This window comes from Arthrobacter sp. D1-29, from assembly GCF_054130585.1.
Map to the genome: position 1 here is coordinate 4,177,254 of NZ_CP096383.1, position 15,987 is coordinate 4,193,240.

A 15,987-nucleotide genomic window follows, 5' to 3' on the forward strand; every position below is an offset into this window, starting at 1 on the left:
TCCTTACGTTTAGGCGCCGGACTGGGCACCGCGGCGGAGGTCAACGCCGAGGTCAAGGTCTTCAATGCGGACGGGAAGAGAGGATTCGAGGGAGCGGTTTCCGGCGATGCCCACAGAGACGGAACGGAGACCGTCCAGGTAGCCCGAGGGGCGTCCCAGCGGGTCTTCGCCCGGTCCGTTGAAGAGGTCCGAAAGCAGGAGCTCGTCGCCGCCGCCGTGGCCGCCTTCACCATTGACGATCGGCACCTCATAAGCGGCTTCCCAGTGGCGCTGGACCACCAGGCGTTCGCCGTTGCGGCGGATGGCGTCGTCCTCCTCGATGGGGGTTGCGCTGGGGTCCACCACCGTTTTCTTGTCCGTGCTGGAGGTGACTGCTGCGCGTTCCACCACTTCGAGTTCTGCACGGCCTTCTGTCCCGTTGACCGCCACCCGGTAGCCTTCCCAGGGGCTGTGGGCGTTCAGCGAGTAGCTCAGGCGCGGACCGCCCTGGTACTCCACCACCAGCGCCAGGTTGTCCTCGATGGTGATGCCGCCGGTGAAGACGTCCTGGTCGCGGCGGTAGCCGTCGTAGTGCTCGTTGTCCAGGAAAAGTGCCTTGAGGCGCTCGTCCTCGCGCAGGTCAAGGGTGAAGGGGTCCTTCTCGGCGCTGGCAGGCGCCGCGGCATCCGGGGTGCCGCGTTCCGGGCGGGGACCAAGTCCGCGTTCGGCCGCATTCCTGTCGCCGTAGAACTTGAGTCCGCCGGAGGCGAAGACGCGCTCCGGGACGTCATCGATCCACCAGTTAACAAGGTCGAAGTGGTGGGACGCCTTGTGGATCAGCAGGCCGCCGGAGTTCTTCTTTTCCCGGTGCCAGCGGCGGAAGTAGTCCGCACCGTGGACAGTGTCCAGGACCCAGCTGAAGTCGATGGAGGTGACCTTGCCGATCACGCCGCTTTGGATGATCTCCTTGAGGGCGCTGTTGCGCGGCGAGTAGCGGTAGTTGAAGGTGACCACAACGTTGCGGCCTGTTTCGTGCACAGCTTTGGTGATGCAGCGGCAGCCCTCGGCGTCGATGGTGAGGGGCTTTTCAACCACGACGTCGGCGCCTGCGTTGAGCGCCTCCACGATGTAGTCGGCGTGGGTGTAGTCGGGCGTCGTCACCACGACCCGGTCGATGTTGTTGTCCTTGACGAAGGCGGTGAGATCTGCGGGATCAAAAGAGGCCACAGGGCCGGCGGCGCCCAGGTCCTGGATCAGCTTCTGGTAGAACTGAACCCGCCCGGGGTTCACGTCGGAGAAAGCCACCAGCTCGGCGGTGTCCGCGTGCTTGCCGAAAATAGCCCGGATGTACATTTCCGAGCGGCCGCCGGTGCCGATCAGGGCAATGCGCGCCTTGGAGGGCTGCCCTGCCTGCGTTCCTGCTGCCCCCTTGAGGGTTTCAGAGCCCGAAGCCGCGGTGGCGGACGTCGACTCGGCTGTGTTGACCATGAGGGTCCCTTTCGAAAGGCTTCGGTACCCGGCCGATTGCCCGGCCGTTGTTCGATGGAGTTACTGAGGTTCGATGAGTAACTGAGGGGATTTTGCTCACTCCTCAGAAACCGTTTTCTCAATGCGTTATTAGATTTGTATCAAGAGATGCCGGCTCCCGTCAACCATTATCCCCCTTGAGAGAAACCGTTTTCCAGCGCTGGCGCCAAGGTGATTGTCTCGACGGCTTCACAGATGGTCCGAAGTTGACGCAATCTGAATGGAAATCGGTTTCTAGTAGCGTTATATGCTTTCACTCACAACACCGCTGGTCACCAGCCGCCCCGCCCGGCAGGGCGCTACGGCCCGGGGACTTACGAAAGGCAGACCATGGTCAGGAAATCGGCAACGGGCAGGATCGGCATCGCGGACGTTGCCATCAGGGCCGGCGTTTCGCATGCCACCGTTTCGCGGGTGATGAACGGCAATTTCACCGTGGATCCTGAGATTGCTGCCCGCGTCCGGGCAGCCGCGGCGGAGCTGAAGTACCAGCCCAATCCGGTGGGGCGCAGCCTGGCCCTGGGTAAAACAGACACCATCGGCATTGTGGTCCCGGACCTCGCCAACCCCACATTCCAGGCCATCCTGCGTGGATTGAGCCGGGCCGCGGCACAGGACGGCTACCGCGTCCTGATTGCCGACTCCTTCGAAGTCTCCAGTGAAGAAGCCATCCTCGCCGGCGAAGCCCGACGGCGTTGTGACGGGCTGGTGCTGTGCGCCCCGCGCATGAGCGACACTGAGCTGGAGGAGATAGCCCCGTCACTGCATCCGCTGGTCCTGATCAACAGGACCACTGCCGCTCCGAAGGTACCCAGCCTGGTGGTGGATTACGGACAGGGCGTCCAGGACCTGGCCGAGCATCTGGCAGAGCTCGGCCACACCCGCCTGGCATTCCTGGCGGGCCCGGCACGCAGCGCCTCCAACGCGCTCCGGCTCCAGGGCCTGGAATCGTTCAAGGCTGCCCATCCCCACGTGGATGTCAGGATGCTCGAAGGCGGCTCTGACTTTGACACCGGCCACGGTGCCGTGGATGCCGTGCTGGACAGTGGCGCCACGGGCATCCTGGCCTTCAATGACCTCGTGGCCATGGGCCTGATGAGCGGGCTTCACGAGCGCGGCGTGGACGTACCCGGGGATATCTCCGTCACGGGCTTCGATGACATTCCCTTCGCGCGGTACACCACCCCCGCCCTGACCACGGCGGCCGTGCCCATCACGGAGCTTGGCCAGCAGGCATGGCACCAGCTGCGGGCGCTGATCCGGAAGGAAGACAACGACGCACCCGGCAGCAGGTACCAGCCGCGCCTGGAGGTCAGGGCCAGCAGCGGGCCGGCGAAGGACTGACTTTCCTACTCATCCAGCAAGACCCTCGCGAGATGGCAGTTAATGGCAATGCCGAGCGGGGACACTGCCGCGAAGTGCTTTCTCGATCCCGCCGCCACTGAAACCAGCACTCCTCAGCCCCGCCGCGCTTAGCCCGGCAATCCCGGACGCAGGCCTGCTTCCCGGTAGTAGCCCTCGATGTGGGCGGCCACCAGCTTGGCCCCCCGCTCGCCGTCGCCGTTCCGGATAGCGGCAAGGATCTCCCGGTGCTCGGCCCGAAGGCGTGCGGCCGTGGCGTCCCAGTCCGGGAGATTGGCCGTGAGCTCTGCGGCGTAGCCCTGGATCGACTCCCGCAGCGATCCCATCATGGCGCTGACCACGGCATTTCCAGCGGCATCGGCAAGAGCCAGGTGGAACCTGACATCCAGCGCGAGAAAGTCATCAACAGGCGAGCCCGCTTCCATGGACGCGCCGGGCGATACTGCAGCGCCGGCCTCACGTGCAGTCCCGGCCTCACCTCCGGCCGGTCCGACGGCGTCCATCTCGTCCAGGAGGCTGGCTGCGGTGTCCAGTTCAGGGGCATCCGGCTTCGCCCGTGCAGCGGCCCAGGACTCCAGCAATACCCGGGTCTCCACAATGTCAGACACCGGAAGGTGCTGCGTGGCAACGTGGAGGCGCAGCGCCGAGCCCAGCGCCGCCGTCGGATCTGAAATCACCACCGTTCCGGATTCCGGTCCCGAGCCCACACCCGCACGGACAACACCCATGGCCTCCAGGATCCGGATGGCTTCCCGAACGGAGGTCCGGGAAACCTGCAGCTGTTCGGCCAGCGTGCGCTCGGCGGGAAGGCGGCCGCCCACGGTCAGCAGGCCCTCGGAGAGCTGCTTCTCGATCCAGTGCAGGACAAGTTGGTGGGTGCGCATACGGCCATCCTAGTTGATATGGTTGGACCACATGGCCTAAAGTGTGGTTAGACCACAGCCGTCCGGCCCACCACGAAGGAAGCCATGACCCATACGATCCAGCCGAACAACCCCGAGACTACTCCGGCGCCGGACGCCACGGACGTTCCCGCCGTCGGCACACCACCGCGGCCCGCAGCGGCGGCTCCTCTGCCGGCCGCCCTCAAGCGCCGCCTCCCTAAATACTCCGACCTGGCGCCCCTGATGCAATTCAAAAAGCCCGAGTTCAGCAAGGAAGCACGGCTCAAGCGCGCCAGCACCATCTGGGAACTGCGGGACATCGCCAAGCGCCGCACACCCCAGGCGCCCTTCGACTACACGGACGGCGCGGCCGAAGGTGAGATCACGCTGCGCCGCGCACGCGAAGCATTCCTGGACATCGAGTTCCGGCCGGGCATCCTGCGCAACGTCTCGAGCATCGACCTGAGCACGGAGATCCTGGGCAAGTCCTCCCGGCTGCCGGTAGGAATCGCCCCCACCGGGTTCACCCGCATGATGCAGTCCGAGGGCGAGTACGCCGGTTCACAGGCAGCCGAGGCCGCAGGCATTCCCTACACGCTGTCCACCATGGGCACCGCCTCCATCGAGGACGTGGCGGCGGCGGCCCCCGGCGGCCGCAACTGGTTCCAGCTCTACCTCTGGACGGACCGCGACCGCTCGCTGGAACTGATCGACCGCGCCGCCAAGGCCGGGAATGACACCCTGATGGTGACGGTGGACACGGCAGTGGCCGGAGCCCGCCTCCGGGACGTCCGCAACGGCATGACCATCCCGCCGGCGCTCACCATCAAGACGGTGCTGGATGCGTCCTACCGCCCGGCCTGGTGGTTTAACTTCCTCACGCACGAGCCGCTGACGTTCGCCTCACTGTCCCGCTACACCGGCACCGTGGCCGACCTCATCAACTCAATGTTCGATCCCACCCTCACGTTCGAGGACCTCGACTGGCTGCGTGAAACCTGGAAGGGCAAGCTGGTGGTCAAGGGCATCCAGACCGTCGAGGATGCCCGCAGAGTGGTGGACCACGGCGCCGACGGTGTGATCCTCTCCAACCACGGTGGGCGCCAGCTGGACCGGGCACCCATCCCGTTCCACCTGCTCCCCGAGGTCAAGCAGGCCTTCACCGCGGACAACACCGACGCCGTGATCATGCTCGATACCGGCATTATGAGCGGTGCGGACATCGTGGCTGCGCTGGCCCTGGGCGCCGACTTCACGCTGATTGGCCGCGCCTACCTCTACGGCCTGATGGCAGGCGGCCGGGCAGGGGTGGACCGCGCCCTCCAGATCCTGGAGAAGGACATGGCCCGCACCATGGCGCTGCTGGGCGTCAGCAGGATCTCCGAGCTCACACCGGACCACGTGCGGCTGCTCAACAAGTAAGGTGCGCGCCGGCCCAACTGACTCGCACTTAACGCTGTGAAAACCCGTTTTGGGAGCGTTAACTGCGAGTCAGTTGGGCTGACGGGCTACTTCTTGCGGCCGAACTTCGGGAGGTTGGGCAGGTTGGCCAGCAGGTCCGCGGCCTTGGTGGCGGCGCGGCCCACGGTCCGGCCGATCTGCTGCGGGACGGTGTCGTCGCTTAGCGGAGCGGTGGTACCGCCGGGAATAACGACGGCGGGACTCAACTCCGAGCCCCCGCGCGCGCCCGTCCCAGCAGGCACGGCTCCGGCAGCCACAGCCCCGGCAGCCACAGACTCTGCGGCCAACGCATGCGCAGCCACTAGCTCACCATCGCGGCCCTCGGCTGGCGTCCCCTGGGCCGGCGTCCCCTGGGTTGGCGCCCCCTGGGCCGGGGTGACCTCGGTTCCCTGCAGCTCCGGCGACCTATTCAGTGCGGCGGAGGGTCCGACGTCGAACGTCCCCAGCCAGCTGGCCACACTCTCCAGCGGCTTGGAGTTGAGCGCGTAATAGCGCTTCTGTCCCTGCGCGCGCATGGTGACAAGCTGCGCTTCACGAAGAACCTTGAGGTGCTTTGAAATGGTGGGCTGACTGGCTGACAGTTCCTCTACCAGCTCCCCCACCGCTTTGTCCCCCGAACGAAGGGATACCAGGATGTCACGCCGGGTTGCTTCCGCAATGACGGCAAATACGTCGTCTGTCACCATGCCTCCCACCCTAGCGACATATACGCCGAAAGGCATCAACTATTTCGGCTGCTGACGCACTTGCAAAGCAGGGTGTTGGTGGCATTCGCGTCAGTCGAACCAAGGGTCCAACCCGTGGAGGGGAAAGACTGCTTTCCGCGTAGCCATGACCGTCCTGTCCACGGCGTCGTTGGGATCGAACCCCACTTCCCAGGACCGCCACCACAGCTCCACGTCGTCGCCCATGAGCGCTGGGGCTGCCGCGCCGAACTTGTCCTGGACGTAACTGCGCCAGTCCTCCGGCACACGGCTCCCCGGCGGGACAGGGCGGCCTGCTGCGATCGCGATCAGATGGCTCCAGGATCGCGGCACCACATCCATCACGTTGTAGCCGCCTCCTCCGGTGGCAATCCACCGGTTCCCGCAGTGCCGGGCTGCAAGGGCGGCGATAGCGTTGGCGGCCTCGCGCTGGCCGTCAACGCTGACATTCAAATGGGCCAGAGGGTCCAGTCGGTGCGAGTCGCAACCATGCTGGCTGACGATCACTTCAGGCTTGAATGCGCCCACCAGTTGCGGCACCACGGCATGAAAGGCGCGCAGCCAGCCGGCATCCGCCGTCCCCGACGGCAGCGCAACATTCACGGCCGTGCCCTCAGCTTGCGGGCCTCCGATCTCATCCGCGAAGCCGGTTCCCGGGAACAGCGTGAGCCCGCTTTCATGCAGCGAAATGGTGAGCACCCGCGGATCAGCCCAGAAGATGCTTTCCGTCCCGTCCCCGTGGTGCGCGTCGACGTCGATATAGACAACGCGCGCAATGCCGCCGTCGAGCAGCCTGCGGACGGCAAGCGCAGAATCGTTGTAGATGCAGAAGCCGCTGGCCCGATCGCGGGCGGCATGGTGGAGGCCACCGCCAAAGTTCACGGCTCGGAGGGCACTGCCGTCCAGGATGGCCGAGGCTGCGAGCAGGGAACCGCCGGCCAGTCTTGCAGCGGCCTCATGCATACCCGCAAAGGCCGGATCATCTTCGGTCCCCAGACCCCGGGCTTCGTCGGCGAAATATGGATCCTCGCTGACCCGGTGTACCGCCGCCACAAAATCCGACGAATGCACGGTCTCCAGCTCGGCGTCGGATGCTATCTCCGGCGCGGCAATGGAGACGTGGTCCAGGTCCAGCAGCCCCAGGCTCCGGGCAAGCCGCGCGGTAAGATCCATCCGTTCCGGTGCCATCGGGTGTCCGGGGCCGAAGTTGTAATCGGTCATGGACGAGTTCCACACCACCGTCGTTGGTGGTGCGGGCTGGCTGAGACCGGGCAGGAATGTCATCAATCACAGGCTACCCGAGCCCGCCGCCCCTCTGGCCCGGCCATTAGTGGTTTACTACTGAAGGAAACAGTTTCTACCGAGGAAAAGCCACACACATGACGGAACGCCAGTCGAGGCCCCGGAGCCCGGCCAGCTGGCACCCTGCCGCCCAAGAGCGGGAAGGCCTCTGGATCTTTACGCGGCTGCGCGACTTTATCGACGATATTGCCAATACTTCGCCGGCCCGGCTTGCCCTGAGTGTGTTCGGCGTGGTCATCCTGGTGTTCACCCTGCTGCTTTCCCTGCCAGTCTCTGCTGCCAGCGGCGAAGCGACACCCCTGCACCAGGCAATGTTCACGGCAGCTTCCGCGGTGTGCGTCACAGGCCTGACAGTGGTATCGACGGCTGTCCACTGGTCCTTCTTCGGCCAGCTGGTCATCCTGGTGGGCATCTTCGTCGGCGGCCTGGGCACTTTGACGCTGGCGTCACTGCTGGCCCTGATGGTGAGCAAGAGGCTTGGCGTCCGCGGCAAGCTCATCGCCCAGGAAGCCATGAACAACGCCGGCCGCCTGGGCGAGGTGGGTACGTTGCTCCGGATCGTCATCACCACGTCCGTGGTCATCGAGGGGTTCCTGGCGCTGGCCCTGATCCCGCGGTTCATGACCCTGGGCGAGCCCTTCTGGCAGTCGGTCTGGCACGGTATTTTCTACGCGATCTCCGCCTTTAACAACGCCGGCTTCACTCCGCATTCGGACGGCATTGTGCCCTACGAAACAGATCTGTGGATACTGGTTCCGCTGATGGTGGGCGTGTTCCTGGGCAGCCTGGGCTTCCCCGTGGTGATGGTCCTGCAGCAGAACGGGCTGAACTGGAAAAAGTGGAACCTGCACACCAAACTGACTATTCAGGTCTCCTTCATCCTGCTCGCGGCAGGAACAGTGCTGTGGGCGCTGATGGAGTGGGATAACACCCGGACCATTGGCCCCATGAACCTGGGCGACAAGATCACACACTCCCTTTTTGCCTCCGTCATGACCAGGTCCGGCGGGTTCAACCTCGTTGAACAGAATCACATGGAGTCCACCACCATGCTGCTCACGGACGCCCTGATGTTCGCGGGCGGCGGCTCGGCCTCCACCGCCGGCGGCATCAAGGTCACCACCATTGCCGTGATGTTCCTGGCCATCGTTGCCGAGGCCCGCGGCGATTCCGACGTCCAGGTCTACGGCCGGACCATTCCGCAGGGCACCATGCGCGTGGCCATCTCCGTGATCGTGGCCGGCGCCACCCTTGTTTCCGTCTCCGCCTTCCTCCTTCTTCAAATCAGTGGCGCGTCGCTGGACCGGGTGCTGTTCGAAACCATTTCAGCCTTCGCCACCGTGGGACTCAGCACCAACCTCAGTGCCGAGCTCCCGCCGTCGGGCGTTTATGTCCTTACTGCCTTGATGTTCGCCGGCCGCGTGGGCACCGTTACCCTTGCAGCTGCGCTGGCGTTGCGACAGCGCAGCCAGCTGTACCACTATCCGGAAGAGAGGCCCATCATTGGCTAATTCCTCAGGCATCCCCAGCCGCCCCGCCCACAATGCGCCGGTCCTGGTGATCGGGCTGGGCCGTTTTGGCTCCTCGACGGCGGAACAGCTGGTGAAGCAGGGCCGGGAAGTCCTTGCCATCGAACGCGACCGGACACTGGTGCAGAAGTGGGCGCCGCTTCTGACCCACGTGGTGGAGGCGGATGCCACCAACATCGACGCGCTGCGCCAGCTGGGCGCCCAGGAATTTACGTCGGCGGTGGTGGGGGTGGGCACGTCCATCGAGTCCTCAGTGCTGATCACCGTAAACCTGGTGGATCTGGGCATAGAGCACCTGTGGGTCAAGGCGATCACGCCGTCGCACGGCAAGATCCTGACCAGGATCGGTGCCAACCACGTCATTTACCCAGAGGCCGATGCCGGTGTCCGGGCCGCGCACCTGGTGTCCGGCCGCATGCTTGACTTCATCGAGTTCGACGACGACTTCGCGATCGTCAAAATGTATCCACCGCGTGAAACAGTAGGTTTCACGCTGGATGAATCCAAGGTCCGCTCCAAATACGGGGTGACAATTGTTGGCGTTAAGTCCCCCGGCGAGGACTTCACCTACGCGCGTCCGGAGACCAAGGTGTCTTCACGGGACATGCTCATTGTGTCCGGCCACGTTGACCTGCTGGAACGGTTCGCCGCCCGCCCTTAACCCCGAGTTTTTGTCCATTTGTGGCGACTTTGCCACGGTGCAAGTCGCCACAAATGGACAAAAACTCAATGGCGGGGGCTAGCCCAGCTGCCGCGTGATCTCGGCCGCGCGCTCGGCCGCAGCCCGGGCGCCCGCAGCGATGATCGAAGGAATCCCCTGCTCATCAAACGTGGCGATGGCACGTTCGGTGGTGCCGTTGGGGCTGGTCACGGACTTCCGCAGCGCCGACGGATCGGCTCCCGGCTCGGCCAGCATAAAGCCTGCCCCCGCCACCGTTTCCCGGGCGAGGAGCAGCGACAGTTCACGGTCTAGGCCCAGCTCGACGCCGGCGGATGCCATGGCCTCGGCAAGGTAGAACGCGTAGGCCGGCCCCGAGCCGCTGATTGCCGACAGCGCATCCACCTGCTCCTCGGGCACCTCCACCACGGTGCCTGCCGGTTTGAGGATGTCCTTGGCCTTCTGAAGCTGCTCAGGGCTGCAGTTGGTGCCAGGCGATACGGAGACCACGCCACGGCCCAGCTTTGCCGGAGTATTGGGCATGGTACGGATAACTGGCTGTCCGGGTGGCAGGGCGGCTTCCAGTTGCTCCAGTGAAACCGCCGCGGCCACGCTGATGACGATGGTATCGGGCGACAGGGAACGGCTGATTTCCCGGGCCAGGTCAACTATGCCTGCCGGTTTGACGCCCAGGATGACGACGCCGGAACCCTTGGCCGCCTGCCTGTTATTCTCGGGTTCTTCCTCGCTGGCGATGGCGGTGATGCCATGGTGGCGCTGTGCCAGTTCGGCCGCCCGCTCCGCCCTTCGGACAGTGGCCACGATGTCGGCAGGGTCTATTCCGCCTTCCACCAGGCCGGTCAGGATTGCTTCGTTCATGGATCCACAGCCAAGGAATGCGATTCGGTTGCTCATGGTTCCATCATGGCAGTTAGCCAGCGTAGCCCAAAAGGAAGCGATTCACAGCCGGCTCCCATGTTCAATGCAGGTTGCTCCCACCTTCGGCACCTAACGTAGTTATTACCTCATTGAGGGTGCGAGTGATGCGGCAAGCATGGGGATGTTTGCCCGAGGCGCCGGCAGTCTCCAACAGGTTTTCCCCCCATTTTCCTGTTGCGGGCGCCGGCGCTTTCGCGTTAACCGGCACCTTCAGGACCAAAAGCGGCCGTGTCAGCTGGCCAGCGAGCCTTCGGGCGCAATCACATGCGGGGCCGGATGCAGGGGCCCGGAGAAGACCAGCTGGTCCAGCCGGCGCAGGATCAATCCTTCGCGCAGCGCCCACGGACAGATCTTGACCTTCTTGAACTTGAACAGCTCCAAAGCTGCTTCGGCCACCAGCGCCCCGGCGAGGAGCTGGTTGGCGCGGGCTTCGGAGACGCCTGGCAGGTGAAGGCGGTCTTCGGACTTCATGGCGGAAATGCGCTGGGCCCAGACTCCCAGGTCGGTGGCGTTCAGCTCACGCTTGACGTATGGACCTGCCGCGCTGGGGGCTGCCCCCGCGATCCTTGCCAGGGACCGGAAAGTCTTCGATGTTCCGCCGACGAGGTTCGCCCGGCCCAAGCCGTCGAACTCGCGGACCGCGGGTTTCAGTGTGGCCCGAATGTAGCGGCGCAGCTCCTTGACGCTCTTCGCCGACGGCGGGTCCTCCGACAGCCAGTCCCGCGTGAGGCGGCTGGCGCCGAGCGGAACGGACGTTGCCACTTCGGGAAGCTCGTCCTGGCCGAAGGCCATTTCAAAGGAGCCGCCGCCGATATCGAGGTTGAGGATGGGGCCGGCGCCCCAGCCGTACCAGCGGCGGACGGCGAAGAAGGTCATGGAGGCCTCTTCGCTTCCCGTCAGCTCCTGCAGGGTCACGGTGGTCTCGTGCTTGACGCGGGCCAGCACGGCAGGGCCATTGGTGGCTTCCCGGATGGCCGACGTACAGAAGGCCAGGAGATCCGCTGCTTTGTGCTTGGCCGCGAACTCCCAGGCCTCCAGGACGAATTCCGTCAGCTCGTGTTGGCCCGCCTCGGTGATGTTGCCGTCGTCGTCCAGGTATTGGACCAACGACAGAGGCCGTTTGTGCGAGGCGAAAGGCACCGGGCGCGCGCCAGGGTGGGCGTCCACCAGGAGAAGGTGGACAGTGTTGGACCCAATATCAAGGACGCCTAGCCGCATGCAGCCATTATTCCCCGGCCCGGCCTCCTGCTCACAACCGGGTCGCCGGAAGTCAGCTACGGCTGGCGTCAGTTCGCGTCAGGATCCGTGGGAGCGCCGTCGGGAAGCTCATCCGCGCGCTTGAAGTCCCGCTTGATATTGGCCACGCCCTCGGGGTTGATCTCGAAACCGAAAGCGGCTCCCGGGTTGATCACCATACCCAGCTCCTCACCGATGTTGGCGATGATGGCGGCGCCCTGCGTGCCCAGGATGTTTGGTGCTGCCTCAAGGTACTGCTGGTCAACGCGGGTGGGGTGGGAGAAGACCGCCAGGACGGGGTCGCCGTCGGCGTTGGCCAAAACGAGGGGCTCAACCTGTGAGTCCTCACCCTCGATGCCTTCGGTGCTGATGACGTAGACCTCGCTGTTGAGGAAGGACAGGATGACGTCCACGGGGCTGGCGTCGGGCTGTCCACCCTGGGCGAGCTTCTCTTCGAGGTCGTTCAGCGGGTTGGTATCGGCAATTCCAGGCTGTTCAGTCATGTGTCTACTCGATCACGTTGCGCACCCCGGCGCAATTCCTCCAACACCAGCCTGCCGGATGACAGGAATCCGGCAGCAAGACGTCAAGCGTGGGCCCACACCGTCCGGGTCCCTGGCCGAGCCTGCGAGGCAAGGGAGACGGTGGGGAGAACGAGCGAGCACGCCGAGGATTTCTGCCATCCGGGGCGTCCCCTTACTTTTTGGCCGCGGCCTTCTTCTTGGCCGGGGCCTTGCGGGCCGTTGTGGTGCGCTTGACGGGGCCCTTGGCCCGCTTTTCCGCGAGAAGTTCGACGGCGCGTTCCCTGGTCAGTTCCTCCAGCGACGTGGTGCGCGGGACGGTGATGTTGGTGACGCCGTCGGTGATGTACGGGCCGAAGCGGCCCTCCTTCACCACGATGTTCTTTTCCGACACGGGGTCCGGACCGAACTCGGCCAGCGGCGGAACCGCGGCGCGGGCACCGCGCTGCTTGGGCTGGGAGTAGATCTCCAGGGCCTGCTCCAGCGTGATGGTGAAGATTTCTTCTTCCGAACCGATGGAACGGGAGTCCGTGCCCTTCTTCAGGTACGGGCCGAACCGGCCGTTCTGCACCGTGATGAGGTTGCCCTCGGCGTCCTCGCCCAGTACCCGGGGCAGGCTCATCAGCTGCAGCGCCTCATCCAGGGTGACCGAATCAACCGACATCGAGGCAAACAGCGATCCCGTGCGCGGCTTAGCCTTGACGGGCTTCTTCGGCGGCTTGGGCTTGCCGTTCTTGTAGTACTCCACGGGCTGGTTGGCCAGCTGTTCGTCGGTCATCTCCGCGATGACCTCCGTGACATAGGCACCATAGCGGCCGTTTTTTGCCACGACGGTGTGCCCCGTGTGCGGATCGGTGCCCAACACGCGTTCTTCCGGGGCGGCCGTCTCCATCAGCTCCACAGCCTTGGCAGCAGTCAGCTCGTCCGGCGCCAGGTCCTCGGGGACGTTGGCACGCGAGGACTCAACCACCTCTCCCGTCTTGGCATCCACGGTGGGGATGGAGCTTTCCAGATACGGGCCGAACTTCCCCACTCGCAGGGTGATGCCGTCAGCGATGGGCACGGAGTTGATCTCGCGTGCGTCGATCTCGCCGAGGTTGTTCACGATGCTCAGCAGGCCAGGATCAGCGTCTTCACCGTAGTAGAAGTGCTTGAGCCAGGCTGAACCTACGGCCTGGCCGTTGGCGATCTTGTCCAGGTCGCCTTCCATGTCAGCCGTGAACTCGTAATCCACGTAGTCGGTGAAGTGCTGCTCCAGCAGGCGGATCACGGAGAACGCGATCCAGCTGGGCACCAGTGCGGAGCCCTGTTTTCGGACGTAGCCGCGGTCCTGGATGGTGGAAATCGTGGAGGCGTAGGTGGACGGGCGGCCAATGCCCTTCTTTTCCAGTTCAGCCGTCAGGGATGCTTCCGTGAAGCGCGGCGGCGGCGAGGTTTCGTGGCCGACGGCGATGATGTCCGAGGCCTTGAGGGCATCGCCCTTGGCAACGTTGGGAAGCCGACGGGCTTCGTCGGAGTCCTCATCGCCACGGGTTTCGTCCTTGCCTTCTTCGTAGGCGGCGAGGAAGCCGGGGAAGGTGATGACGGTGCCGGAGGCGGAGAATTCGGCGTCCCTGCCGTCAGCAGCCACTGCGCCGAGGCGGATGGTGGCCGTCGAACCCTTGGCGTCACCCATCTGGGAGGCGACCGTGCGCTTCCAAATCAGTTCGTAGAGGCGGAACTCGTCGCCGGAGAGCTGTTTGGCCACCTGCGCCGGCGTGCGGAAGGAGTCACCGGCGGGGCGGATGGCCTCGTGGGCTTCCTGCGCGTTCGCAGCCTTGCTGGAGTAGACGCGCGGCGACGCCGGGATGTATTCCGGGCCGTAGAGCTCGGACGCCTGGCGGCGGGCGGCCGTGACTGCCTCGTCGCTCAGCGCTGAGGAGTCCGTACGCATATAGGTGATGTAGCCGTTTTCATACAGGCGCTGGGCAACCTGCATGGTGCTCTTGGAGGAGAAGCGCAGCTTGCGGCCGGCTTCCTGCTGGAGCGTGGAGGTGGTGAACGGTGCCGCGGGCCGGCGGGTGTACGGCTTGGTGTCTACCGAGCGGACAGTGAACGACGCGTCCTGCAGCCCGGCTGCCAGGGAGGTGGCCAGTTCCTCGTTCAGGTGCGCCACGTTGCGCGAGGTGAGGACGCCGTCGTCGTTGAAGTCACGGCCGGTGGCTACCTTGGCGCCGTCAACGGCTGCCAGCTTGGCTTTGAAAGAACCGGAATCGGCTCCAAACTGCCCGGTGAGGTCCCAGTAGGACGCCGCCTTGAAAGCCATCCGTTCGCGTTCGCGGTCCACCACCATGCGGGTGACCACGGACTGCACGCGGCCGGCGGACAGGCCGCGGGCCACCTTGCGCCACAGGACGGGGGAAATCTCGTAGCCGTAGAGGCGGTCCAGTACCCGGCGGGTTTCCTGGGCATCCACCAGCGCCGCATCAACATCGCGCAGGTTGTCCATGGCGCGGTGGATGGCTTCCTTGGTGATTTCGCCGAACGTCATCCGGTATACCGGGACCTTGGGCTTGAGCACTTCCAGCAGGTGCCACGCGATGGCCTCGCCCTCGCGGTCCCCATCGGTTGCGAGGTAGAGAGCGTCGGCATCTTTGAGCTGGGCCTTGAGCTCGGCAACCTTTTTCTTCTTGTCCGGAGACACCACGTAGTACGGCTTGAAGTCGTTTTCGATGTCGACGGCGAACTTGCCCACCGATGTCTTCTTCAGTTCAGCGGGGAGCTCTGACGGCTGCGGCAGGTCGCGGATGTGACCGATGGAGGCCTCTACGATGAAGCCCTCGCCGAGGTACTTGGCGATAGTCTTGCTCTTGGCCGGAGACTCCACAATCACGAGTTTCTTGCCTGTTTTGGCCTTGCTTGGCACGGTGCTCCTACAGAAAAAGGTTTGCTCGGGCAGATGAGCCCATACTGGCCTAGTTCACCATATTTTGGACAAACATGCGCATTCCTGTGGAAAAGACCTTGCTTTTCGGGATGCGGTGATGGCCCGGATTTCCAGTGTTTACAGAACTCCCGGCGCGTCTGCCGTGGAGGTGACTCCGGCGGGGCCGGGGCCGGAAACAGTGCCTGAACCTGGGTTTAGACCGGGGTCTGAAACAGGGCCGGAAACAGGGTCTGAACGGTCGTCCGGAATCAGTGACCACATCGCGGCCATCCGCTCGGACCCAGGCGGAATCCGCTGCGGGTCCTCCAGCTCGTACTCCTTGAGCAGCGCAAACAGGCGTTCGGTCAGTTCTGCCTGCTGCTCCCGGGTCAGGTGCAGCAGGTTGCTCGCGAGGACGACGGCGGTGGGGTCCTGCGCCTGGCCCCCGTTTCCCCGCCTTTCCTCCCGGGCTTGGCCGTAGGCGCGGGCCCGGCGCCTGAAAGCTTCCAGTTCCAGGTCCAGGACGGCGAATTCCGGGCTGGCTGCTCCTCCGCCCGAATTGATGGTGACGTCGGTTCCCGCGGCTTTCCAGCGGCGCTCCCGGGCGTCACCGGAGGCTGCAGCCGGCACCACGATGCCCCACTTCTGCAGAGCGCGCAGGTGGTAGCTCATGGCGCTGGGCGTCAGCCCGGTCTGGACAGCCAGTTCCGTGGCCGTCCGGCTGAGCTGGGTGGAATACAGCTCCGAGATAACCTCAAGCCGGGCAGCATGGGCCAGGGCGCGGATGGCTTTGGGATCGGTGATTTCCACCTTCGTCCCGGCACGGTCACGCGGGCCCTCGGCAGCCGCTGGTGCAGCCCCTGGCGCAGCCGCTGGCGTCGGCCTGGCAGCTGCGGAAGGCACGCCCGGGTCCGCGTATTCCGTATCCACCGTTTCAGTCTAGCCAGCCCGCCCCAGCTGTGAAAGAAACGCTTGACATC

At 64.8% G+C, this 15,987-nt stretch carries 13 protein-coding genes; 4 read left to right on the forward strand and 9 right to left on the reverse strand.

Annotation, left to right across the window (positions count from 1 at the left end):
• Window positions 1-9: 9 nt before the first annotated feature.
• Window positions 10-1,467 carry a Gfo/Idh/MocA family oxidoreductase gene (locus tag M1E17_RS18965; RefSeq protein WP_457963470.1) on the reverse strand — a complete coding sequence of 486 codons (1,458 nt, stop codon included), beginning with the start codon at window positions 1,465-1,467 and terminating at the stop codon, window positions 10-12.
• 369 nt (window positions 1,468-1,836) lie between these two features.
• Here M1E17_RS18965 and M1E17_RS18970 point away from each other — a divergent pair, with 369 nt between their 5' ends.
• Window positions 1,837-2,850, forward strand: coding sequence for a LacI family DNA-binding transcriptional regulator (locus M1E17_RS18970; protein WP_457963471.1), 1,014 nt, complete (start codon window positions 1,837-1,839; stop codon window positions 2,848-2,850).
• Between the two features lie 128 nt (window positions 2,851-2,978).
• On the opposite strand, the gene M1E17_RS18975 is transcribed toward M1E17_RS18970, so the two are convergent.
• Window positions 2,979-3,752: a FadR/GntR family transcriptional regulator gene (locus tag M1E17_RS18975; RefSeq protein WP_457963472.1), complete on the reverse strand. Its 774-nt coding sequence runs from the start codon at window positions 3,750-3,752 to the stop codon at window positions 2,979-2,981.
• Window positions 3,753-3,836: 84 nt separating this feature from the next.
• On the opposite strand from M1E17_RS18975, the gene M1E17_RS18980 reads away from it, so the two are divergent.
• The gene (locus M1E17_RS18980) at window positions 3,837-5,174 is read left to right on the forward strand and encodes an alpha-hydroxy acid oxidase (RefSeq protein WP_457963473.1); all 1,338 of its coding nucleotides are present in this window, start codon (window positions 3,837-3,839) and stop codon (window positions 5,172-5,174) included.
• Window positions 5,175-5,260: 86 nt separating this feature from the next.
• On the opposite strand, the gene M1E17_RS18985 is transcribed toward M1E17_RS18980, so the two are convergent.
• Together M1E17_RS18985 and M1E17_RS18990 are read right to left on the reverse strand one after the other, a co-directional pair.
• Complete coding sequence (locus tag M1E17_RS18985; protein ID WP_457963474.1) at window positions 5,261-5,899, reverse strand: ArsR/SmtB family transcription factor; 639 nt, start codon at window positions 5,897-5,899, stop codon at window positions 5,261-5,263.
• 90 nt (window positions 5,900-5,989) lie between these two features.
• Entirely contained in the window at window positions 5,990-7,201 is a 1,212-nt protein-coding gene (locus M1E17_RS18990) for an acetoin utilization protein AcuC (protein ID WP_457963475.1), read from the reverse strand.
• Window positions 7,202-7,296: 95 nt separating this feature from the next.
• Here M1E17_RS18990 and M1E17_RS18995 point away from each other — a divergent pair, with 95 nt between their 5' ends.
• Window positions 7,297-8,730 (forward strand): TrkH family potassium uptake protein, encoded by a 1,434-nt coding sequence (locus tag M1E17_RS18995; RefSeq protein WP_457963476.1) that lies wholly within the window; start codon window positions 7,297-7,299, stop codon window positions 8,728-8,730.
• Window positions 8,723-9,409 (forward strand): potassium channel family protein, encoded by a 687-nt coding sequence (locus M1E17_RS19000; protein ID WP_457963477.1) that lies wholly within the window; start codon window positions 8,723-8,725, stop codon window positions 9,407-9,409. Before M1E17_RS18995 ends, M1E17_RS19000 begins: the two co-directional genes overlap by 8 nt.
• 78 nt (window positions 9,410-9,487) lie before the next feature.
• Here the strand turns inward: M1E17_RS19000 and proC are convergent, their stop codons facing one another.
• From proC to M1E17_RS19025, 5 genes are all read right to left on the reverse strand, one after another.
• Window positions 9,488-10,321: a pyrroline-5-carboxylate reductase gene (gene proC, locus M1E17_RS19005; protein ID WP_457963478.1), complete on the reverse strand. Its 834-nt coding sequence runs from the start codon at window positions 10,319-10,321 to the stop codon at window positions 9,488-9,490.
• Between the two features lie 255 nt (window positions 10,322-10,576).
• The gene (locus M1E17_RS19010) at window positions 10,577-11,563 is read right to left on the reverse strand and encodes a Ppx/GppA phosphatase family protein (protein WP_457963479.1); all 987 of its coding nucleotides are present in this window, start codon (window positions 11,561-11,563) and stop codon (window positions 10,577-10,579) included.
• 68 nt (window positions 11,564-11,631) lie between these two features.
• The gene (locus M1E17_RS19015) at window positions 11,632-12,084 is read right to left on the reverse strand and encodes an SseB family protein (protein ID WP_457963480.1); all 453 of its coding nucleotides are present in this window, start codon (window positions 12,082-12,084) and stop codon (window positions 11,632-11,634) included.
• 193 nt (window positions 12,085-12,277) lie between these two features.
• Complete coding sequence (topA, locus tag M1E17_RS19020) at window positions 12,278-15,007, reverse strand: type I DNA topoisomerase (RefSeq protein ID WP_457963481.1); 2,730 nt, start codon at window positions 15,005-15,007, stop codon at window positions 12,278-12,280.
• A gap of 138 nt (window positions 15,008-15,145) precedes the next feature.
• Entirely contained in the window at window positions 15,146-15,937 is a 792-nt protein-coding gene (locus M1E17_RS19025) for an ArsR/SmtB family transcription factor (RefSeq protein WP_457963482.1), read from the reverse strand.
• Window positions 15,938-15,987: the final 50 nt, after the last annotated feature.